The organism is Microcoleus sp. B4-D4, from assembly GCF_036705185.1.
Lineage (GTDB): Bacteria > Cyanobacteriota > Cyanobacteriia > Cyanobacteriales > Microcoleaceae > Microcoleus.
This window is the reverse complement of the sequence record NZ_JAUBTX010000004.1, coordinates 77,638-98,077: the sequence shown is the minus strand read 5'-3', so window position 1 is coordinate 98,077 and position 20,440 is coordinate 77,638. Positions and strand designations below refer to the sequence as shown.

The following is a 20,440-nucleotide window of genomic DNA, read 5'->3' as shown; positions in this document are numbered from 1 at the left end:
AGAGAAAGCAGAGAATATCGAACTGGCGATCGCATCTTACACTGATGCATTAACCGTCTACACCAGCGATGCCTTTCGCCAAGATTGGGCTATGACGCAAAATAATCTGGCAACAGCCTACATTTACAGAATCAGCGGAGAGAAAGCAGAGAATATCGAACTGGCGATCGCATCTTGCACTGCTGCATTAACCGTCTACACCCGCGATGCTTTTCCCGAATATTGGGCAACGACGCAAAATAATCTGGCAATTGCCTACAGTGACAGAATCAGGGGAGAGAAAGCAGAGAATATGGAACGGGCGATCGCACTTTATCGCAATGCTTTAACTATTAGAACTCGCGAGGCTTTCCCACAAAATCATACAGGAACTTTATCTAATTTAGGTAATCTTTACCGAAGTAACCAGCAATGGCAACTCGCTTATGATACCTATGCCCCAGCGATTGAAACAGTAGAATTTTTACGGGGTGAGATTCAATCTGGGGATGAAAGCAAACAGAAATTAGCCGAAGAATGGAATAAGCTTTATCTGGGCATGGTAGAAGTTTGCATCCAACTGAAACGCTACACCGAAGCTGTGGAATATGCCGAACGCAGCAAAGCCCGCAACCTTGTAGAACTCTTGGCCAACCGTGACATCAAACCTAAAGGCAATATCCCCGAAACTGTTCTCAACGAATTATCGCGCCTCGGTCGAGAAATTGAGGCCGAACAGCGACAACTGGAAATCGAACAGATAAACCGTAACAGTAATGGTGGCAGAATATTGGGAGAACGCAGCCTCAAAAGCGACAGCCTAACCACTAGCCGCGATTCTACTCATCTCACCAAATTGCGTAAACAACTCGATGAATTGATTGCTCATAAAATTACATCAATTGATCCTGATTTTAGCCTAACCCAAAAAGTTAAGCCCATCCTCTACAAAGACATTCAAACTCTGACAGGTGAAAACACTGCTATTCTTGAGTGGTACATCATAGGCGATAAATTTCTAACTTTCATCATCACCCCACAATCCCCAACACCAATAATCTGGCAATCTTCAACAGCAGACTTTGAAGCCTTGGTAAATTGGGATAACGAGTATCGGAAAGAGTACAAAGAGATAAAACCCCAATGGAAGCAAAAACTAGCCTCCCGCCTCCAAAACCTAGCTGAGATTTTGCATCTTGATCGGATTTTAAAGAATATTCCGAAACAGTGCGATCGACTGATTTTAATTCCCCATCGCTTCCTGCATCTTTTCCCCCTTCATGCGTTGCCAATCTCCCACGAAAGGGATTTTGAAAGCGGATGCACCGATGAAATCGATTCTTCTATCACTGTCTCCCTGTCCAAATCCGAATCGTGCCTTCTCGACTTATTCCCTGGTGGAGTCAGCTATGCCCCCAGTTGCCAACTACTGCAACAGGCGAAACAGCGACAACGCCCTAATTTTTCTCACCTATTTGCTATTGCCAATCCTACCAAAGACCGCTACTTACTTGAACTGCAAGCCGCTAACATCCGTGACAAATTCAAGTCTAATGATTTCTTGGCAAAAGATGATGCTAATAAGAACGCAATTCTAAACGCGAAACTCAGCTTTGCCAACTGCGCCCATTTCGGTTGTCACGGCAAGTTCGAGCCTGACTCGCCTTTGGAATCATCCCTAGTATTCGCCAATAAAGAACGTTTGACACTGTTGGAAATCTTTAATCTTGACCTAAATCAATGTCGTCTTGTCACTCTCTCCGCCTGCGAAACTGGATTGACAGAATCCAGAACCAGCGATGAATATATCGGCTTACCTTTCGGATTTCTCTTAGCAGGTAGCCCTAGTATGGTTAGTACCCTTTGGGAAGTGGATCAACTCGCCAGCACTTTGTTACTAATTCGGTTCTATGAAAACATAAAAACCTTGTCAACTGTTGCTGCTCTCAATGAGGCACAACAATGGCTGCGGAATTTGACCTCAGAGAAGTTGGAAGCCCTATTAAAAGAGCTCCAACCCCAAATCGACGAAATTTTTGATCGACTACCCCTAAAGGAACGCACACGCTATGTTAATGCTCCTCTGAAGGGCGCACAGAACCGCAAGCCATTTCCCTTTGTTGAACCTCATTATTGGTCTGGCTTCATTGCGATCGGTGTTTAGGAATCCTTACAAAACTCATCCAGATTCTTTTCGTTTATGTAAAGAATTATTAATATTAATAATGCTGGAATGCCAACAACAGGCATTAGTAAAGTCATTGCACCACCAAAACCCTGTTTTAATGATTCTCTAAAGGCTGAGGTACAAATATAAGGACGCAATTTTTGAGTTGACTTTTCTAACCAGCTAGGTTCATTCGGATCTTCCTCGCTCAAATTGTCCTGTAATTCTCCTGACTCAATTGCTATAGTTTCGGCGGCATATTCTAAATCGCCTTCACACCCTTCGAGAACCTCAAGGCCTTTCAGAGCATCGGGATATTCTTGTAGTTGGGAGCGATATTGTTCAATTTGTGCTTGGGTAACAGTAGTCATGGGGATAATGGCGATTGATTAAATGAGTAATTCTTATTTTGCCATAAATTGTGCTTTGTTTGTGCATACAAGTTTACCTAGTTCCCAAATTTAAACCATTAATAATATTTTGCGGTACCCGGAAGAAGTGCGATCGACCAGAGATACATAAGTTCGATAAGATAGAACTAGGTTCGCCACTGATTCAGCCAGCGGACTTGCCCTTTCCAGTCAGCAGCTTGTGTTTCTGAAAGCAGGCGATCGAGCGAAGCAATTAGACTAGATAATGTCCAACTGTTTTGAGCAGCCAAAATGATGCCACCATGTTCGGGATAACGCTGAGCTAAAACCTGAAAATCCCGGATATTAAACGTAAAAATACACCGTCCTCGCGCTGTTGCTTCTAGCAATTGAGCCTCATCGCTAGCATCTAAAGCCATCCACTCAGTCGGTGTCCGAGTGACATCGTGACTGCGAGATAAAAGGGCGGCTTGCAAAGCTTTAATAGAGGTATCGGCATCTAGATGCAATAGCGGTTTAGACATTAGCAGCTTCGATAATTTGCTCAGCGGCAATAGATGCGTCTATTTCTTGATGGTGAGCCGCATAAAAAGCGAGAACATCGTTCACTCGCTCTTCACTTAAGTCATACTCAGTGGCAATTTGGTTTGGAGAAAAACCCCATTTCTGCGCTGCGATGACTACTGTTTGCACCCGCAACCGAGTGCCGCGCAAAACGGGAACGAGTTCGCCGCTAGCGCCGCGCACATAGGTGATTTCAGGAAAAGCCGGATCGTCATTCCGCTGGTTGAGGGTAGCGACTTTTTCGGCTACAGCCCAGAGGATAAACTGATCGAAGGAAATGCCTTGGAGTGTTGCCAATTTTTCAGCTTCTTGCTGTAACTGAACGGGTAAGTTTAAGGCGTAGGATGTCATCGATCTAACTTCCGTTTGCTAATATAATTTCATCGGTTCATTCTTTGACAACTTCCATTAATTCCTCAATCAAAACATCGAGGGTGCGAGCTATCTTTTGAATTGATGTGATATCAACCGTTGCGAGTCCTTCCGAACGAGCATAGTGCCTGACTGTGCTGTACGGAACCTCGGATCGATCGGCAACATCCTTTAGCGTCCATCCTTTTTCGTCCGCAAACTCTCGGATTCGGAACCTAACTAATCCCATTATACCTATTGACAAACGATAAGTATCTATGTTTTTAATTTACACACAATTGTCGATCGACAGTTAAAGAGTATTTTGTATGGTGCGGATCTGTCAGAAGTTCGATCGCACTTAAAGATATCTCATATATCTGCACCCGATCGGTACTCGCGCACAATGTTGAGAAACCGGGTTTTTCACCAAATCTTCGCCTGTCACCAAATATTCTCGCAAAAACCCGGTTTCTGACTACCCACCCATCAAATATAAAACAACTGCCAACAGCCAAAACTGTCAACAGTTGTTTTACATATTCAATGCGGATGGCGAGACTCGAACTCGCAAGGACATAATGCCACACGCACCTCAAGCGTGCGCGTATACCAATTCCGCCACATCCGCTCTTTCCGGCAATCTCTGGGTTTTTTGCGTTACGAGTTAAAGATTCACAGGTTGAGGTTCCTGACATTTAACTTGTGACTTGCCCTTTGACACCGCCGATTTACAATCATAGCACCACTACCAGCCAAATGTAAAATAAATTTTTGTGAACAATTTCTGGAAAACGATTATCCAGAACATACCGAAAGGCATTATTGTACAGAATATTGAGTGAATTAAGCAGCGAAGATGGGGTTCTCAAAAATTTTAATCGCTAATCGGGGGGAAATAGCCCTCCGCATACTTCGCACCTGCGAGGAAATGGGGATTGCCACGGTCGCCGTTCACTCCACCGTAGATAAACACGCCCTGCACGTCCAGTTAGCAGACGAAGCCGTTTGCATCGGCCCCCCCACCAGCAGTAAAAGTTATTTAAACATCCCTAACATTATCTCGGCGGCCCTGACGCGCAACGCCGCAGCGATTCATCCGGGGTACGGCTTCCTCGCGGAAAACGCCCGATTTGCCGAAATTTGTGCAGACCATCAAATTACCTTCATCGGCCCGTCTCCGGCAGCAATGCGGGCGATGGGCGACAAATCCACGGCGAAAGAAACTATGCAGCGGGTGAAAGTTCCGACTGTTCCCGGTAGCGGCGGATTGCTGATAGATGAACATGAGGCTTTGTCGGTAGCCCGCGACATCGGCTATCCTGTGATGATTAAAGCTACCGCCGGCGGGGGAGGCCGGGGTATGAGGCTAGTCAGAGAAGCGTCGGAACTTCCCAAACTTTTCCATGCAGCCCAAGGTGAAGCCGATGCAGCTTTTGGTAATCCGGGACTTTACTTAGAAAAATTCATCGAAAAGCCCCGACATATCGAAATCCAAATTCTCGCGGATAACTACGGTAATGTCATCCACCTCGGTGAGAGAGATTGTTCGATTCAGCGCCGGCACCAAAAACTTCTGGAAGAAGCGCCCAGTCCCGCCCTCAGCCAGAAACTCCGAGATCAAATGGGTCACGCGGCGGTGGCTGCTGCAAAAGCTATCAACTACACCGGTGCGGGTACTGTCGAATTTCTGCTTGACAAATCGGGCAAGTTCTATTTCATGGAAATGAACACCCGGATTCAAGTGGAACATCCTGTCACGGAGATGATTACCGGCCTGGATTTGATCGCCGAACAAATTCGCATCGCCCAAGGTGAAAAACTGCAAATCAAGCAAAATCAAGTAATTTTAAGCGGCCACGCGATCGAGTGCCGGATCAATGCTGAAGATCCCGATCGCAATTTCCGGCCTCACCCCGGCATCATCAGCGGTTATTTGCCTCCCGGCGGCCCCGGCGTGCGGATGGACTCTCACGTTTACACCGATTACGAAATACCTGCTTACTACGATTCTTTAATCGGTAAAGTAATTGTATGGGGGCGCGATCGACCTTCAGCCATCAGCAGGATGAAACGGGCATTGCGGGAATGCGCCATCACCGGAGTTCCTACCACCCTCAGCTTCCACCAAAAAATTCTCGATAGCCCCGAATTTCTCAGCGGCGAAGTTTATACGAATTTTGTCGAACAGTTTATGAACCAAAATGGTCATTAGGCAGTTGTCAGTTGTCAGTGGGCAGTTGTTAGTGGGCAGTAGGCAGTGGGCAGTAGGCAGTGGGCAGTGGGCAGTGGGCAGTGGGCAGTGGGCAGTGGGCAGTGGGCAGTGGGCAGTGGGCCTTAGTGGGCCTTAGTGGGATTAAGGTGGGCAATGCCTGCGCGGCCCGCGTCAATCTGGTGAAGAATATCCTTAAGAACTCGAAATTTTCTTTCTGGCAGTAGTCAAGACGACTGACAACTGACAACTGACAACTGACAACTAACAACTGACAACTAACAACTGACAAATGACAACTGACAACTAACAACTGACAACTGACAACTGACTATTACATCATCATCGTCAGGATTCCTTGCTGACCGAGAACCATTTCCCTGAGCAAGCTACAGATACCGACCCAAATAATCGGTGTAATGTCCACTCCGCCGATCGGCGGTACAATCTTTCTAGTTACGGCTAAAAACGGTTCCGTCGGCCAAGCAATCAGGCTCAACGGCAATTTGCTCAGATTTACTTCGGGATACCAAGTCAGGACGATGCGAAAAATAAATAGCAAAGTCATCACCACTAGGACAGAGCCCAGAATCCAACTTGCAACGGTAATACCAGTCATGGGTCTTATCTCGAAATCTTAAGTTTTGTTAAGTCAGCTTTTCATAATTTTAACCGTTTCACAGGTGCGATCGAACAAAAACGGCAGATTTTTTCCGGTCTTATACCTTCAAAGCGACAGAGTGCTAGACTTTGAGGGTGCGAGGGTTCGAGTTGGCGAGAGGGAAAATATTGCTTCTGCCCTAGATCCGTGACATCCCTACATCCATTGCAACATCCTTGGCCGAACTTCCCCGTAAGAACTGAGTGCTGATAAAATTAATAAAAATCAAACTCTTGTAACAAAGGTCTTGAATCTATGACTCCTTCACTCGCGAACTTTTTGTACAGCCTGCTGGCGGGCGTGGCGGTAGTAGTGATTCCAGCAACGATCGCTCTGATCTTCATCAGCCAAAAAGACAAAATCAAGCGCACCTAAAAAGTCTGGGGGTTTCTAAGTCCGGCGTGAAAGTCAATTTTCGACTACACGTCGGGCATTTCCCCGATCCAAGAAACCTCGGCTACCAGCAACTGTGAAGGCAAAACCTTCGGTTGAGGGCTTTCGCTGAGGTTTTTTCCCGTTAAACTCATTACTATAAGTTTCCCGAACCAAGCTGAAAGCCTGGGTGGGTGCTGCCCTTTAAAAGTACAGTCGGGATAACAGACTTATTGATAGATTTAAAATCTAACTCGCTAACATAGGAAAGACATAGGAGATAGGCTAATGGTCAATTTAGGATTGAACTGGAGCAGCCTGCTAGGGATCATCCTAGCAGTAGCAGGGGCAGGACTGTACTTTCTGCGATCGTGGCGTCCCAAACTAGCCCGAGACCACGATATTTTTTTTGCAGCAGTCGGTCTGCTGTGTGGCGGTATTCTGTTATTTCAAGGATGGCGGCTCGATCCAATTCTGGCCTTCGGTCAGTTCTTGCTCACCGGTTCGGCAATATTTTTTGCAGCCGAAAGCATAAAGCTGCGGGGAGCGACCACAGCCCAAGCCAAAAGTCGCGCCCAATACGTAGATGAAGAGCGGCCCGTCAGCAACGCCTACGCTTACGAGGGCTACGATAGCGACATTGACCAGCTAGAACCAGAAGAAGACTACCCGCAGCGTCCCCGGATTAGGGGCAGCCAAGACTACCGTTCTTCGCGGGAAACCTACGACGACGAGTCGCGCCGTCGTCCTTCGAGTCGCAACGGCAGCATTAATACATCCAAGCCAGACTCGATGGTCGATCGACCATCGCGCAAACGTCCTTCCCGCCCTGAAACCCCGCCCGCGCAAGATTCAGACAACTGGGACATTTCAGACAACCCCGAAGAAAGACCGGCCCGCAGCCGCAACCGTCGCCCCCCCGCTTCGGAAAACCCGAGTTCCGATACACCGCCGAGAACCAAAAAAACCCGTCCTGCGGAAGGGTCGAGGTCTCGCCCCAGCACCACCCGCGATGTGGAAGCACCCCCGTCAGACTACGTGGAGTACCGACCAGTGGAATACCCGGAAGACCAACCGGATAATTCTCCCAGTTTCGACAAATAGGGAAATATATAGCATTTCGAGCGAAAGATGAGGTGCCGCTGGGCATAGGGCATCGGGCATCGGGCATCGGGCATACCTCATTACGCTTGAGAACCGCTATAAGTAGGTGGGTGAAACTCAACATTTCTCGCGCCAGCAAGGCAAAATATTAAGTTGCGTTTATCGATGCCCATCTACTTATAGCCTTTCTCAACAAGTTGAGATTGAAAGATTGAAGGATTGAAGGATTGAGGGATTGAGGGAGCGATCGGTCAAGGAAGCATTTCCTGCATTGTAAAAATTATTTTTTTGCTTGAGTGCTGTCCCCGAAGAGCGAGTATTGTACAAATCGCGATCGGGGACAGCACTCTTAATACAAAACACCAGATGCTCCCTCGGTCAATACCTCATCCGATTTTTCTGAAAACTGCTATGTTTTTAAACATTATAATATTTTTCAAATAACACCAAAATATGAATATCAAGTTAGCTAGATCAAGTAAAATAAAAATAGAAACTAATACAAAAAACACTATTTAAAATATTTAATGATATTCCCAAGCAACGTTTTTTGCAGGTTTGTAGCGATGAAATTGGTTCGCATTTTAGAAGGGCTAAAGTCCTGACTACAAACCTGTGCGATCGCCCAAAATACAACTTGTGGAACAAACAAAAAATATAAAGGTCTCAAATATGAAATCTCAAACCTCGAATCAGCAATATGCCAATACTACAAATAGGAGATCCCGCGCCTTGGTTTTCCATAGCTGCCTCCAATAACCCCTTATTTCATTTCTCGACGGTTGGCGGCCGACGAACTGTGCTATTTTTCTTTGCCAGCACAGCTTTCGCAGAAATTCAAGTTATGCTCAAAAGCTTTGAAGAACTTTCAGCAGAATTCCAAAACTTGCAAGTACCGCTGTTCGGAGTTAGCGTTGATGCTGCAGACAAAGAACAAGACAGACGGACAACAATTGCTCCGTCATTCATCTTTTTCTGGGATTTTGATAAAAAACTAAGCCAAGAGTACGGCGTTTGCCGAGATATCGAAGAAAATGGAGTAGCCGGAGTTCACTATGCACCTCAAACTTTTGTTCTCAACGAAAACCTTCAGGTAATTAACATTGTCCCGATGGGAGATCCCCACCAACACGCGCTGCAAGTATTGGATTTTCTCAAAAATTTGCCGCCCTTAGAGACAGCCCGACAAGCCACTCGACACGCCCCCGTCTTAGTAATTCCTAACGTTTTGGACAAAGCTTCTTGCGGCGCTTTGATCGATTTATACAAAACTCACGGCGGCAGTCCCTCGGGCTTTATGAGGCAAATAGACGGGAAAACTGTTGGCATTCATGACGATAATTTTAAGAAACGCCGGGATTTCTATATTGAAGACCCCGAATTGCAGCAGCGATTGAGTGCGATTATTTTGCGCCGGGTGCAGCCGGAAGTTGAAAAAGCTTTCCAGTTTACAATTACTAGGTTTGAACGGTATTTGGTGGGCTGTTACGATGCTGAGAGTGGCGGTTATTTCCGGCCGCACCGCGACAATACGAGCAAAGGTACTATGCACCGCCGATTTGCGATGACTCTCAACTTGAATCCGGCGGAGTATACGGGGGGATTTTTGCGGTTTCCTGAGTACGCGCCGCACGGTTATAAAGGGGATGTTGGTACGGCGATTATTTTTTCGTGTTCTCTGCTGCACGAAGCAACACCGGTGATTAGCGGGCAGCGTTTTGCTTTGCTGTCTTTTTTCTATGGCAATGAGGATGCTAAGGTGCGCCAAGCTAATGTTCATTATATCGATCGCCCACTCGATTCTAGAATTGCCGAAACTGCTGGAAATTCGTAGTTTACTAACAAAAAACTGACCGCGTGGCGATCGACCAATTCTCCCAAAACCCAGCCGCCGGTGAAAAATTCAAGCAATCTCAAGCTTCAATTTTTCATTACCCTCGCGCAAGTCCTAAAATAATTAGAGGTGGTAGTTAGCATTAGCCCGAAAAGCTAACTGCTACCTGTTGGCAGTTAAATACTAATTCACGACCATGAATTTCAAACTTTTAAGTTTAGCAGTATCAGGAATTGTCACAATTGGGGTTGCAGCCAGCCCTGCTGCGGTTGTTGCGGCGTTCCCGGGGCGGCCGGAGGCTGATTTAAAGGAATTTAACTCGGTGCATTTCCCAGGTGCGATCGCCCAAAATAATGCCGAAGAACAAATCAACATTCGAGTCTACGAAAAAGCAAGTCCGGCGGTTGTCACCGTCGATACAGATAAATCTAACGGTAGCGGCACAATTATCAGCCCCGACGGCATGGTGTTAACTAACGCCCACGTTGTTTCGGCAGGCGGTACGGTGAATATAATTCTGTCAGACGGCAAAAAAGTTGTCGCCGATGTGGTCGGATTCGGCGAAGATGGTCTAGACTTAGCGGTCGTAAAGATTCGCGGTCAAAACAATTTGCCCACAATTCCGATCGCCCGTCCCGGTTCGGTGAAAGTCGGACAACAAGCATTTGCGATCGGCAATCCCTTCGGTCAATTTCAAGGTACTTTGACAGTCGGAATAGTCAGCCGCATTGATCCGCAGCGGGGCTTAATTCAAACCGACGCAGCCATCAATCCCGGCAATTCAGGAGGCCCGCTGCTCAACAGTTCTGGAGAATTAATCGGCGTCAATACTTCTATTTTTACTCGCGGTCAAGGTGGAGGCAATATCGGTATCGGTTTTGCAATTTCAGCAGACAAAGTACCGGGTTTCCTGACAGCGGTGCGAGAAGGGCGAGCTCCCCGCGTTGCTCAGAGGCGATCGCCCTTTGGCAACAAATCACCTCAAAAAGTTGCGTTAAACGGGCCCGCCCTGAGCGGCAAACTCACCACCCAGTCTAGCGTTCTCCCCGCAGACAACAGCTTTTTTGACCTTTACTCCTTTGAAGGAAAAGCGGGCCAGGAAATCACAATTGAAATGAAAAGTCAAGAAATTGACCCTTATTTAATTTTGCTCGGGCCCAACCAGCGCGAAATCGCGCAAGACGATGACGGTGCAGGTAGTAAAAACGCCAGAATAACGCTCAGGCTGCCAGCAGACGGCACTTACACGCTACTGGCAAATTCCTATCAAGCTAGGCAGTCCGGGGCTTATACGTTAGAACTGAAAGCGAGTGCTCCTACGGCACCTTCTCGGGCGATTTTGCAAGAAGAAGGCGCTTTAGTCGCAGGCGGCCCAGTATTGCCGTCTGACAACAGTCTGTATCGCGAGTATACTTTTGAAGGTCGATCGGGTCAGTCTGTAACCATTTCCCTCGAAAGTACAGATTTCGATCCCTATGTGGCTATCTTTGGCCCTAACGGCCGATTGCTGGCAGAAAATGACGATGTGAGCGATGCGACTAAAAATGCGTTTCTGAGTGTTACTTTGCCCGCTACGGGTCGCTACCGCGTAGTTGTCAATGCTTTTGATGCTTCGGGCCGGGGTCGTTATACTCTAACTGTCCGTTGAAAATTGGGAATTGGGAATTGGGCATTGGGAATTGGGCATTGGGCATTGGGCATTGGGCATTGGGCATTGGGCATTGGGAATTGGGAATTGGGAATTGGGAATTGGGAATTGGGCATCTTGCCCGAAGAGCGACTTGTGAGCCAGCGAAGCCGAAGCAAGTCGAAGCAAGTCGAAGCAAGTCGAAGGGTGGGCATTGGTCGAATTATTTTTATTCTTCCTTCTTCCTGATGACTAATAACCAATAACCAATAACCAATAACCAATAACTAATAACTTCTTCCTTCTTCCTTCTTCCTTCTTCCCTCTTCCCTCTTCCTTCTTCCCTCTTCCTTCTTCCTTCGTTGCAAATCGAGGTAATTCATGCGTCAATTTAGATTTTGGGCGATCGCGCCAATTGCTTTACTAGCTACTTTTTCTAGCAAGCCGACTTTCTCGGTGCCAGTTTCAAACTCCCAAGGAGTTGCTAACAACAGTTCTACCCTCATTTCAGCAGAATTGCCTCAAAATTCACCTGATGCGAGTTCTACAAGCAAAGCTGTTCTAGCTCAAGCAAGCCCCAAGCCTTCGCCAACTCTGAGCCCAACTGTCGAACCTTCGCCAAGTCCAGCAGGGGCTTCGTCTAAGGTCATATTAGATCAAAAGGGAGAACTTAGCCCTGCTAAGTCTTCTGTACTGCCCTCGGACAGTAGTTTGTACGACGAGTATACCTTTGAAGGGAATCAGGGTCAGAAAGTGGTTATTAGCGTAGAAAGTAGCGAATTTGATACTTATCTGGCTATTTTCAACTCCAAGGGCGAGCTACTTGCAGAAAATGATGATGTCACGCAGCAAAATTCCAATTCAGAGCTGACTGTTACCTTATCTGCGAGCGGTCGCTACCGCGTCATTGTCAATGCTTACGATGCGCCTCCCAAAGGTAGAGGTAAGTACAGTTTGACCGTCCGCGAAACAGCACCAGATTAATTGTCTCGAAATCGATTATCTATTTCTAAAATTCCTCGATCTGCGAGTTACAAACCAGGGTCAAACTTACAGGTTAAATTTGCAACAACTTAACTCTATTCCCGCTTTGATAAAGCAGAGATTCAGGTAAAAAATAGATAATTATCTATTTTTTATATCGTGTGCGATCGATTGAAAAAGATAAAATTGGTTCGTAGTGCGGAATACGAGTCTGCACTACGAACGGTTTTTGTTACGATCGCCGATCGAACACAATATTATATCAATTCCGGTAACACTCATACATGATGTTAACTGTCAACAGTCAACAGTCAACAGTCAACAGTCAACGCCTGAATTTACTATTCCGATGAAGAGAGGATTTGATATTACGCATGGGTTGCCAGAAACCGAGTCTTTTAACAAAAATACTTGGTGACAGCCATAGAATCGTTAAAGAAGCAGGTTTCCTAGCATTTTTAGCGCATATGGCGATCGATTTAACGCAGGCCTAGCCAAGTGAAAAAATCCTGGCGCGTGAAGAATTCTAGCAGCAAAAGTGCCACGAATCCCACCATCGCAAATCGTCCGTTGATTCTTTCGGAGTAGGCATTCCACCCAAAGGCTGGTTCTGCTGGTGTTGGGGTATTTGGGGCTGTTGGTTTTGGAGATGGAGGTGTTTGAGCAGTCATTTAAATGTTTTAAGTTGCAAGTTTTGAAACAAGATTTTTGGGAAGTTTTGCGATCGCACAACTTCCAATTTACCGGAAAATGACAGCCGATCGCTAATCTGCTGAATTTTCTAAATTTTGAACCGATTCGATCAGATTCCGCACAGTTTCGGTACCTTCGGAAGGCTCAAAAAACAGGGGGAATTTGCCGCGAGCGATCATTCTCAAGCCCAAGGGGCCGAGACTGAACAAACCTTTAACGTCGCGGAAGTAGTTTCCTACTACTTCGATCCCAAATTTGCGCTCGTCTATCCAACCGCCTTCTTTGACGAGTTCGATCAATACTTTGCGGTGGCGGATCGATCGACTGGCTTGGTCGTCTTTGCGATCGAGAATCTCTTGTTTAATCTTACCAATTTGATCCATCGGCGCAACTTCCATCGGGCAAACCGAGTTGCAGTAATAACAGCGAGTGCATCCCCACACGCCGGAAGTACCTTCGTTGTATTTTTCGAGCCGGTTTTCGGTTTCGCTATCGCGGGAATCGGCGATCGTGCGGTAAGCTTTCGCGAGGGCGTGGGGGCCGACAAATTCCGGGTTGACTTCGCGGGCGTTGCACTCAGAATAGCACGCGCCACAGAGGATGCAGTTGCCTGTTTGGTCGAGTTTCGATCGCTCTTCGGGAGTTTGCAGAAATTCCCGTTCGGGGATTGCTCGCGAGGCTGTGCTGACATAGGGTTCCACTGCTTCTAGGTTGTCCCAAAAACTGGTCATATCAACAACCAAATCTTTAATTACCGGCATATTTCCCATTGGGGCGACGGTAATTTCTGGGATAAAATCGGCAGGCTGTTCTGTCGAACTGGAATAAGCTATTTTTTGCAGTCTGGCGAGTTCGCTACCGACATTTTCTTTGCAAGCTAAGGCCGATCGCCCATTAATTCGCATTGAACAACTGCCGCAAATTGTGTTGCGACAATTTTTCCGAAAAGCTAAAGTGCCGTCCTGTTCCCACTTGATACTGTTGAGGCAGTCTAGGATGGTATTGCTTTCTTCCACCTCTAGGGTGTAAGCGCGAACGCGGGGAGCCTCGTTTTGATTTTGGCGGACTACGTTAAAGCGGACTTGCATATTTTGATTAAGAAATTTAGTGTCTATTTTAGACGTGATTTATTGATGCTATCAAAAGCTATTAATTCTTTTAACATATACCTCAAGTAGTAGATTTAACTGATTTTTTTATTGTTTGGTAACAGGGAATACTTCCCAAGTCATAAATCATCAATTGCAACTTTTTTTAGCGGATTTTTGATGGGTTAATGGAAGAGAGAAGTAATTGATCGGTGGAGTTAGCGAGTCGGAGGTGCTGTGATGTCTAGCTTGTTTGTTTTAACTTTTATGTTTTCAATGCCAGCTTTTTGTCTGGGTCTGGTGAATCCGCAATGGGTGGGAATGGGCGATCGCAAGCTATCTATAAGTTTATACGGCGTTTTGATGGCAGTTTCGTTTGTTTTGGTGGGAGTGACAGCACCTAAGCCGCCGCAGCCAGTTGCTTCGGCGCTGCTAGGCTCCACTGAACGGTCAGAATCTAGAGTAAGCACACTTTTGCGCTGAACGTAGCTGCCCGTACACCTCACTTTTGTGGCAGCGTTACGAAAAATTTTACCAGGAGTTATGCCAGGTTAGGGCGATAAATCGGTTTTTTTCACGAAAATTACGATCGCCAAAAACATCAGTTAAGGCCTTGATTTTTTCGGTAATCTTACTGATGTGAAGAACGCAAATCGATCGGCTAAAATGGGGTAATTGTTGAGCTTGCGGTGCAGGTGCATCTATGACTTACAGCTTGAGAATTGTCGATTTGCCAACCAGCGAACGGCCGCGGGAACGGCTGATGGCGGGCGGCCCGAAAAGTTTGGCAACGGCGGAATTGATTGCGATTCTGCTGGGTACCGGTCAGGGGCCCGGCAAACTGTCCGCCGTCGGGCTCGGACAGTATATTTTAAATCAGTTGAGTTTGCATTCCCGTGACCCTCTGGCGGTGCTCCGCAGTATTAGCGTTCAGGAGTTGACTCAAATTCACGGGATTGGCCCTGCTAAGGCGACTTCGATTTTGGCTGCGGTGGAGTTGGGGAAGCGGGTGTTTCAGTCGCGACCGCCGGAAATGGCTGTGGTTGACTCTCCACAAGCGGCTGCGGATGCTCTGAGTCAGGATTTGATGTGGCAGTCTCAGGAACGTTTTGCTGTGGTGCTGCTGGATGTAAAAAATCGGCTGCTGGGAACTCAGGTAATTACGATCGGCACAGCTACCGAAACTTTAGCTCACCCTAGGGATATATTTAGAGAAGTGATCCGCCAAGGGGCGACGCGGGCGATTATCTCGCACAATCACCCCTCGGGAATTGTCGATCCGAGCCCGGAGGATATTGCTTTGACGCGACAGTTGCTGGCGGGAGCGCAGTTTTTGTCGATTCCGCTGTTGGATCACTTGATCTTGGGAAATGGCGATTTTCTGAGCTTGCGGCAGACTACGACACTTTGGGAGGAATATCCCCAGGGCGATTGAACTCTTATTCTTAACTAACCCGATTGCTATGATTAGTTATTTGTATCTTTGGCCTGTCCGAGGGCTGAATCAACCGTCATTGTAGGATATTTTTGAGGCTGGAGTCCCGGAGGAAAGCCTGTTTTGGCTGAATGTCGCTGATGATACTTAGTTGCGCTCGCAACTCGGTTAGTCTAGTATAAGTAAGCTGAAGAGGTCGCTAATTCGATTTTTTTTGAGCATACTAAACATATACTGAACCAGCACCTAAATACCCAATACTTAAGAAATTATTAAATTGGGTGTAAAATACACGGCGTGGTGATAGGAGAACAACTGTGTTTCTGAGACTTGCAGAACAACACCGTAAATTCGTCCAAGATTTGGTAATGAACCTTCAGGCTTTGGCGATCGTGCTAGAGCGTAGGGGTTATTTGGCATCCTGCTACACTTGCGGGGGTCAGATGAACAGTGCCTCATTTATGGTCAGTTTGACGGACAACCATCTGATTCGATTTTTAGTGTCAGATTACGGTATCACTTGGACTGAGATGCGGGACGATCGCGAACTGATGAAACTCGAAGGTGCCGAAGCGATTAGTCAGTTACAAGAACTGGCAAATCTGGTGAAGTATCACATCCAACCTGCGGAAGCTACTTTGGCGACGGCGCCGTGAGTTTAGCGATGGTACGGTTCCGAGGTAGGTTAAGCCCGAAATTCGGTGCTTGTCTGCTACAACGGCAACCCCCAACGATTTAATTGAGAGGATTTAAAGGTTGTAGACTGATGGTAGCTCAACCGACAAGGGTGCTTTGAGAGTGCCTTCAGACATTCAGTTTAGCGCTGAGTCGATCGAACTCCCACCAGTCAGACGGCATAGTTTATGCAATTCGCCTCAAACTTGGAACCCCTAGTTTTTTGGTGCTGCAGTTGACTCTCCCTTGAGAGCGATCAACAAACAAAATGTAGAAGTGCTACTGCTCGTCTGCTGCGATGTTAATTTCCCACTTTGGCATTCAAAAGTCAAGGAATTGAAATTAACTTTGAGCAGGCAGGTCAAATTTAACATCCAGATCGAGGATGAGGCTGTGAAGATTGGGCGAAAAGCCGCTCCGGGGTGTGAAGTACGGGCAAATAGGGTTTATTTTTGCTTTTCGACTTAGCTGATAAAGCTAACAAATAATTAACTTGAAACAGCATCGCTGCTGTAAAAATCTCACAGCCGGCTTTAGCCGGCTAAGTTTTGTGTAAGTAAGGGCTTGTGGGAAATATTTGGCGGTGTTGTTAAACAACTATTAGAAGTGCGCGATCGCGCTTGCCAACTATTTTATAATATTTTAATGATGAGTCCGAAAATATCGATCGCCAAGCTGGGAATCAAAATCAAATGGTAAATTTAAGCGAACTTCTAGAACCAATCGCCAGTCAATTTCGCAGCCTGGGAATTCCCGAACCAATTACCCATTGGGGACATCCTGTAATGATGGGGATCGTAATTGTAGCGATGGGCAGTTTTGTCGGCTATACAGGATGGCAGGGACGTTTGGCAGCCGATAAGGATGTCGCGCTCAAAAGTCGATCGGATCACCGCAAGCTGGCACCGTGGATGTTTCTATTTTTAGCTTTGGGCTACACTGGTGGACTGCTGTCGCTGGTGATGCAGCATCAGCCCGTGATGGAAAGCCCGCATTTTTGGACTGGTTCGACAGTGCTGGTTTTGCTGGCTGTTAGCAGCTTAATTTCGCTGACTGGTTTTGGCGGGAACAAGCTAGCACTGCGCGCGGTTCACGCTTATTTAGGCACGACGGCTTTAGCACTTATGGTACTGCACGCAGCTTTCGGTTTAAAATTGGGTCTGTCTATTTAACGCAATACCAGTCTTTTGTGATTCAGATTAGACTCGATCGCCCAGGCACCTCCTAAAAAAAGGGGGACAAGAGAATTAAAGTATCTCTTAAAAAAAGGCGATCGGAAAGTCTAATATCATGTCCGATCGATCGCAATAACTAAGGTTCGTACTACGGACTCAAGTCCGCACTACAAACCGTTTTTCTTGTGGTAATAGATCGGACACGATCTAAGTTGACTTGTCTGCCTTCTGCCTTATTCCATAGTTTCTAATTAATGAATCAAGCAACGGGTGTCATTTTCGGTCTAGCCTACATTCTGGGATTGATTTCTACAGGAGTTTTTTGGGGTAGATACGCGATACTAGCTTTGGGAATCGCCGTCGCAATCGCGATGCCTAAGTTGTTGCTCAAGCATACTAAAAAACATTTTAAAACTACTAAAAAAAGACGCACCAGAACTCCAAAAAATGCTATAGAAGAACCCTTGGAGACGAGGGACAAATTGAGTTTGTTGGAGGTGCTGCCGAGAGCAAAATGGGTTTGGGCAATGGCGGGTTTGCTGGCATTTTTAGCTAGCTTTTATTTGGTATTTCGATCGCCCCAACCGGCAATTAATGACATCAGCAAATTGATTCCTGCGGAGGGAAACACTCAAGAAGTCGTAGTGACAGTTCGCGGTAGAGTGGCGAGTAACCCTCGATTAACCCGATCGGGCCGATCGCAATTTTGGCTAGACACAGATGTAGTTAGCGGAATCAACGGTAGCGACGGAGGAGTAGTCGTCAACCGCCCTGTATCAGGCAAACTCTACGTTACAGTGCCTCTACTGCAAGCAACGGGCTTGTACGCCGACAATACGATCGCAGTTGTGGGATCGCTATACAAACCACAGCCGCCCTCGAATCCGGGGGCTTTTGATTTTCGAGCATATTTAGCCAGAGAAGGGGCTTTTGCAGGGCTTAAAGGGCGTCAGGTTGACTGGAAGAGAGAAAAGGCGATCGCCGATGTCAATCGAGTTAACAGCACAACTGGCGCTTTCTGGGAGTCAACCGGGATGCAGCCATCGCCAATTCAAGCGATGCGGATGCGGATCGCGCGATCGCAATTATCGTATTTGAATGTTCCCGAAGGGCCGCTAATAAGTGCGATCGCCCTCGGCAAACAAGCAGTTGATTTACCTTACAACATCCGCGACTATTTTGTGCAAGCTGGATTGGCCCACGCGATCGCAGCTTCGGGCACTCAAGTTTCAATGGTTTTGGCTTTAGTTATAGCTTTAACCAAGCGTTTTTCCAAACAGTTACAATTTGGATTTGGCGTGGGCGCTTTATTTTTGTTGGTGGCACTAACAGGCTTTGAAGCTTCAATATGCCGCGCCGCATTGATGGGATTTGGCACATTATTTGCTTTGGTGTTAAGCCGCGAAGTTAAGCCATTAGGATTGCTGTTAATTGCTGCGACTATTTTACTGCTAGTTAACCCTTTGTGGATTTGGGATTTAGGTTTTCAACTGAGTTTTTTGGCTACTTTGGGATTAGTGGTGACAGCGCCGCCGCTGATGGCAAAGTTGGACTGGATGCCGCCCGCGATCGCTTCAATTGTGGTGGTTCCGATCGCAGCTTCTGTTTGGGTGCTGCCGCTGCTACTTTACGTTTTTAGTGTGGTATCACCTTACAGCATTTTAGTCAATATTATTGCGGCTCCTTTGCTGTGGATTTTGAGTATTGGCGGGATGGTTAGCGCTTTAGCAGGATTGATTTTTCCGCCGGCGGGAAGCGTTTTGGCGCAACTGCTGGACTATCCGGCCAAGGGCTTAATTGCGATCGCCCAATATTTCTCACAATTGCCAGGTAATTCGGTAGCTGTCGGTCAAGTATCGGTGTTTCAGTTAATCGCACTTTACAGTTTAATCTGTTGGGTTTGGCTGGGGGGAAGTTCGGCAACGAGCAATGTCCGGGATGTAACGGAGGTACGGGATGTCACTAATAGAAGAAGCAAGGCAGAAAAAGGAGGGAAGCAGGAAGTAGGAAGAGGGAAAAATCAGGGAAAGGGGAGAGGGAAGCAGGGGAAAAGCAGAGTTATTCGACTGCGGATTTCTGCGGCTTGGATTTTCCCGCTGGCGCTAATGGCGGGAATTGCGATCGTAGTTTTGCCTGCTTGGCACGTTAAATCATCTGTGTTTAAAGTTACTTTGCTGGCGACATCTGGCGATCCAGTTTTGGTAATTCAAGATCAGGGAAAAGTGGCGCTAATTAATAGTGGTGATGAAAATACTGTGAAGTTTACAGTGTTGCCTTTTTTGCAGAAGCAAGGCATTAATTCTGTGAATTTTGCGATCGCCACTCACGGTCATTTAGGTTTGAGCGGCGGTTGGGGAAAATTACTAGAACGCTTGCCCATTAAAACATTTTATGATAATAAAGATTCCAAACAAATTCACCGCGGCAGCGATGATAAATTTATGACGGCTGTGCAATCTCGGCAAGGTGTTTACTTTCTTTTAGAAACTAACAGTACCATCGATCTGGGTTCGACGCGGTTGCAGTTCTTGGATGCAGAGATTCCGGTAGTAGAATTATTGGTGAGGGGGCGTACTTGGTTGATTGTCGGTGACATGACACCGCAAGCCCAAAGTATTTTATCAAAAAGATTAGCAGCCGCAGGAACATTCAAGGCGGCGCAAGTGCTGTTGTGGTCGGGAAAAACCCTGACAGCCGAGTTATTGGAGGCAGTTGGGCCGCAAGTGGCGATCGCCTCTGCAGACGAAATCGACCCAGAAACCGCAGCCAAACTGCACCAAAGCAAAACCCGGATTTTTTGGACGGGGCGCGACGGAGCTCTTCAGTGGACACCCACAACGGGATTTAAGACGACTCTGGAATCAGAAGAAAATCAAACTTCTTTTCTCTAAGGATTTACAAAGTGGCGCACTGTGCGGTAAGATACTTCTAGCTCGCATCTCAATTTAATTGGAGAGGTGGCAGAGCGGTTGAATGCGGTAGACTCGAAATCTACTTTAGGAGCAATCTTAACGTGGGTTCAAATCCCACCCTCTCCGTCCTAGAACACTTACCAAACCAGGCTTGGGCACTATCAGCTTCCTCCGCCACAGCTTCGGTTTAATAGGTAGCGGTATATATAAGTGGTATCTGTACCACTTATATATAC

General features: G+C 46.8%; 24 protein-coding genes and 2 tRNA genes. 15 read left to right on the top strand and 11 right to left on the bottom strand.

Going from position 1 to position 20,440, the window contains the following annotated elements:
* Positions 1 to 2,143 (top strand): CHAT domain-containing protein (locus QUB13_RS05065; RefSeq protein ID WP_333379525.1); only part of this gene is annotated, 2,143 nt, incomplete at its 5' end.
* On the opposite strand, the gene QUB13_RS05060 is transcribed toward QUB13_RS05065, so the two are convergent.
* The 6 genes from QUB13_RS05060 to QUB13_RS05035 form a co-directional block, all read right to left on the bottom strand.
* Positions 2,140 to 2,517, bottom strand: a complete 378-nt coding sequence (locus QUB13_RS05060) for a hypothetical protein (protein WP_333379523.1) — start codon at positions 2,515 to 2,517, stop codon at positions 2,140 to 2,142. The genes QUB13_RS05065 and QUB13_RS05060 overlap by 4 nt on opposite strands.
* Before the next feature lie 167 nt (positions 2,518 to 2,684).
* Positions 2,685 to 3,041: a DUF5615 family PIN-like protein gene (locus tag QUB13_RS05055; protein WP_333127850.1), complete on the bottom strand. Its 357-nt coding sequence runs from the start codon at positions 3,039 to 3,041 to the stop codon at positions 2,685 to 2,687.
* The gene (locus QUB13_RS05050; protein WP_333379521.1) at positions 3,034 to 3,432 is read right to left on the bottom strand and encodes a DUF433 domain-containing protein; all 399 of its coding nucleotides are present in this window, start codon (positions 3,430 to 3,432) and stop codon (positions 3,034 to 3,036) included. Before QUB13_RS05050 ends, QUB13_RS05055 begins: the two co-directional genes overlap by 8 nt.
* Before the next feature lie 37 nt (positions 3,433 to 3,469).
* Positions 3,470 to 3,682, bottom strand: a complete 213-nt coding sequence (locus QUB13_RS05045; RefSeq protein WP_293348538.1) for a helix-turn-helix domain-containing protein — start codon at positions 3,680 to 3,682, stop codon at positions 3,470 to 3,472.
* A gap of 34 nt (positions 3,683 to 3,716) precedes the next feature.
* Entirely contained in the window at positions 3,717 to 3,959 is a 243-nt protein-coding gene (locus QUB13_RS05040) for a hypothetical protein (RefSeq protein ID WP_333379518.1), read from the bottom strand.
* Between the two features lie 20 nt (positions 3,960 to 3,979).
* A tRNA-Leu gene (locus tag QUB13_RS05035) sits at positions 3,980 to 4,063 on the bottom strand.
* Positions 4,064 to 4,291: 228 nt separating this feature from the next.
* Here QUB13_RS05035 and accC point away from each other — a divergent pair.
* Positions 4,292 to 5,647, top strand: coding sequence for an acetyl-CoA carboxylase biotin carboxylase subunit (gene accC, locus QUB13_RS05030; protein WP_194009447.1), 1,356 nt, complete (start codon positions 4,292 to 4,294; stop codon positions 5,645 to 5,647).
* 331 nt (positions 5,648 to 5,978) lie between these two features.
* Here accC and QUB13_RS05025 read toward each other — a convergent pair whose 3' ends face one another.
* Entirely contained in the window at positions 5,979 to 6,263 is a 285-nt protein-coding gene (locus QUB13_RS05025; protein ID WP_333379515.1) for a YggT family protein, read from the bottom strand.
* A gap of 297 nt (positions 6,264 to 6,560) precedes the next feature.
* Between QUB13_RS05025 and psbX the strand changes: the two genes are divergently transcribed.
* On the top strand, positions 6,561 to 6,680 hold the full coding sequence (psbX, locus tag QUB13_RS05020; protein WP_194009448.1) for a photosystem II reaction center X protein: 120 nt from the start codon (positions 6,561 to 6,563) through the stop codon (positions 6,678 to 6,680).
* 285 nt (positions 6,681 to 6,965) lie between these two features.
* Entirely contained in the window at positions 6,966 to 7,781 is an 816-nt protein-coding gene (locus tag QUB13_RS05015; RefSeq protein WP_333379512.1) for a Ycf66 family protein, read from the top strand.
* A 189-nt stretch (positions 7,782 to 7,970) separates the two neighbouring features.
* On the opposite strand, the gene QUB13_RS05010 is transcribed toward QUB13_RS05015, so the two are convergent.
* Entirely contained in the window at positions 7,971 to 8,144 is a 174-nt protein-coding gene (locus tag QUB13_RS05010; RefSeq protein WP_333379510.1) for a hypothetical protein, read from the bottom strand.
* 337 nt (positions 8,145 to 8,481) lie between these two features.
* Here QUB13_RS05010 and QUB13_RS05005 point away from each other — a divergent pair, with 337 nt between their 5' ends.
* The 5 genes from QUB13_RS05005 to QUB13_RS04985 all read left to right on the top strand — a co-directional run bounded on the left by QUB13_RS05005 (position 8,482) and on the right by QUB13_RS04985 (position 12,644).
* Complete coding sequence (locus QUB13_RS05005; protein WP_333379508.1) at positions 8,482 to 9,615, top strand: 2OG-Fe(II) oxygenase; 1,134 nt, start codon at positions 8,482 to 8,484, stop codon at positions 9,613 to 9,615.
* A gap of 196 nt (positions 9,616 to 9,811) precedes the next feature.
* Positions 9,812 to 11,263 carry a trypsin-like peptidase domain-containing protein gene (locus tag QUB13_RS05000; RefSeq protein WP_333379505.1) on the top strand — a complete coding sequence of 484 codons (1,452 nt, stop codon included), beginning with the start codon at positions 9,812 to 9,814 and terminating at the stop codon, positions 11,261 to 11,263.
* Between the two features lie 3 nt (positions 11,264 to 11,266).
* On the top strand, positions 11,267 to 11,491 hold the full coding sequence (locus QUB13_RS04995) for a hypothetical protein (protein ID WP_333379504.1): 225 nt from the start codon (positions 11,267 to 11,269) through the stop codon (positions 11,489 to 11,491).
* 132 nt (positions 11,492 to 11,623) lie between these two features.
* Positions 11,624 to 12,226, top strand: coding sequence for a DVUA0089 family protein (locus QUB13_RS04990; RefSeq protein WP_333088761.1), 603 nt, complete (start codon positions 11,624 to 11,626; stop codon positions 12,224 to 12,226).
* Positions 12,227 to 12,422: 196 nt separating this feature from the next.
* On the top strand, positions 12,423 to 12,644 hold the full coding sequence (locus tag QUB13_RS04985) for a hypothetical protein (protein WP_333379501.1): 222 nt from the start codon (positions 12,423 to 12,425) through the stop codon (positions 12,642 to 12,644).
* A 61-nt stretch (positions 12,645 to 12,705) separates the two neighbouring features.
* Here the strand turns inward: QUB13_RS04985 and QUB13_RS04980 are convergent, their stop codons facing one another.
* The 3 genes from QUB13_RS04980 to QUB13_RS04970 all read right to left on the bottom strand — a co-directional run bounded on the left by QUB13_RS04980 (position 12,706) and on the right by QUB13_RS04970 (position 14,477).
* A complete protein-coding gene (locus QUB13_RS04980) occupies positions 12,706 to 12,897 on the bottom strand; it encodes a chlorophyll a/b-binding protein (protein ID WP_333379499.1) in 192 nt (63 codons plus the stop codon).
* 93 nt (positions 12,898 to 12,990) lie between these two features.
* A complete protein-coding gene (locus QUB13_RS04975) occupies positions 12,991 to 14,007 on the bottom strand; it encodes a succinate dehydrogenase/fumarate reductase iron-sulfur subunit (protein WP_333115794.1) in 1,017 nt (338 codons plus the stop codon).
* Between the two features lie 218 nt (positions 14,008 to 14,225).
* Entirely contained in the window at positions 14,226 to 14,477 is a 252-nt protein-coding gene (locus tag QUB13_RS04970) for a hypothetical protein (RefSeq protein ID WP_333379497.1), read from the bottom strand.
* Between the two features lie 233 nt (positions 14,478 to 14,710).
* On the opposite strand from QUB13_RS04970, the gene radC reads away from it, so the two are divergent.
* The 6 genes from radC to QUB13_RS04940 all read left to right on the top strand — a co-directional run bounded on the left by radC (position 14,711) and on the right by QUB13_RS04940 (position 20,330).
* On the top strand, positions 14,711 to 15,442 hold the full coding sequence (gene radC / locus QUB13_RS04965) for a RadC family protein (RefSeq protein ID WP_333088769.1): 732 nt from the start codon (positions 14,711 to 14,713) through the stop codon (positions 15,440 to 15,442).
* A 317-nt stretch (positions 15,443 to 15,759) separates the two neighbouring features.
* Positions 15,760 to 16,098: a DUF1815 family protein gene (locus QUB13_RS04960; RefSeq protein ID WP_333088770.1), complete on the top strand. Its 339-nt coding sequence runs from the start codon at positions 15,760 to 15,762 to the stop codon at positions 16,096 to 16,098.
* A gap of 583 nt (positions 16,099 to 16,681) precedes the next feature.
* Complete coding sequence (locus QUB13_RS04955; RefSeq protein WP_333379495.1) at positions 16,682 to 16,816, top strand: hypothetical protein; 135 nt, start codon at positions 16,682 to 16,684, stop codon at positions 16,814 to 16,816.
* Positions 16,810 to 17,289: a DUF4079 domain-containing protein gene (locus QUB13_RS04950; RefSeq protein WP_194009462.1), complete on the top strand. Its 480-nt coding sequence runs from the start codon at positions 16,810 to 16,812 to the stop codon at positions 17,287 to 17,289. Before QUB13_RS04955 ends, QUB13_RS04950 begins: the two co-directional genes overlap by 7 nt.
* Before the next feature lie 257 nt (positions 17,290 to 17,546).
* Positions 17,547 to 20,183: a ComEC/Rec2 family competence protein gene (locus QUB13_RS04945; protein ID WP_333379493.1), complete on the top strand. Its 2,637-nt coding sequence runs from the start codon at positions 17,547 to 17,549 to the stop codon at positions 20,181 to 20,183.
* A gap of 60 nt (positions 20,184 to 20,243) precedes the next feature.
* Positions 20,244 to 20,330 (top strand) — tRNA-Ser (locus tag QUB13_RS04940).
* Positions 20,331 to 20,440: the final 110 nt, after the last annotated feature.

Coding starts and splice junctions, on each gene's coding strand:
- QUB13_RS05060 (WP_333379523.1), bottom strand. CDS start 2,517: ATGACTACTGTTACCCAAGCACAAATTGAACAATATCGCTCCCAACTA.
- QUB13_RS05055 (WP_333127850.1), bottom strand. CDS start 3,041: ATGTCTAAACCGCTATTGCATCTAGATGCCGATACCTCTATTAAAGCT.
- QUB13_RS05050 (WP_333379521.1), bottom strand. CDS start 3,432: ATGACATCCTACGCCTTAAACTTACCCGTTCAGTTACAGCAAGAAGCT.
- QUB13_RS05045 (WP_293348538.1), bottom strand. CDS start 3,682: ATGGGATTAGTTAGGTTCCGAATCCGAGAGTTTGCGGACGAAAAAGGA.
- accC (WP_194009447.1), top strand. CDS start 4,292: ATGGGGTTCTCAAAAATTTTAATCGCTAATCGGGGGGAAATAGCCCTC.
- QUB13_RS05025 (WP_333379515.1), bottom strand. CDS start 6,263: ATGACTGGTATTACCGTTGCAAGTTGGATTCTGGGCTCTGTCCTAGTG.
- psbX (WP_194009448.1), top strand. CDS start 6,561: ATGACTCCTTCACTCGCGAACTTTTTGTACAGCCTGCTGGCGGGCGTG.
- QUB13_RS05015 (WP_333379512.1), top strand. CDS start 6,966: ATGGTCAATTTAGGATTGAACTGGAGCAGCCTGCTAGGGATCATCCTA.
- QUB13_RS05005 (WP_333379508.1), top strand. CDS start 8,482: ATGCCAATACTACAAATAGGAGATCCCGCGCCTTGGTTTTCCATAGCT.
- QUB13_RS05000 (WP_333379505.1), top strand. CDS start 9,812: ATGAATTTCAAACTTTTAAGTTTAGCAGTATCAGGAATTGTCACAATT.
- QUB13_RS04990 (WP_333088761.1), top strand. CDS start 11,624: ATGCGTCAATTTAGATTTTGGGCGATCGCGCCAATTGCTTTACTAGCT.
- QUB13_RS04980 (WP_333379499.1), bottom strand. CDS start 12,897: ATGACTGCTCAAACACCTCCATCTCCAAAACCAACAGCCCCAAATACC.
- QUB13_RS04975 (WP_333115794.1), bottom strand. CDS start 14,007: ATGCAAGTCCGCTTTAACGTAGTCCGCCAAAATCAAAACGAGGCTCCC.
- radC (WP_333088769.1), top strand. CDS start 14,711: ATGACTTACAGCTTGAGAATTGTCGATTTGCCAACCAGCGAACGGCCG.
- QUB13_RS04950 (WP_194009462.1), top strand. CDS start 16,810: ATGGTAAATTTAAGCGAACTTCTAGAACCAATCGCCAGTCAATTTCGC.
- QUB13_RS04945 (WP_333379493.1), top strand. CDS start 17,547: ATGAATCAAGCAACGGGTGTCATTTTCGGTCTAGCCTACATTCTGGGA.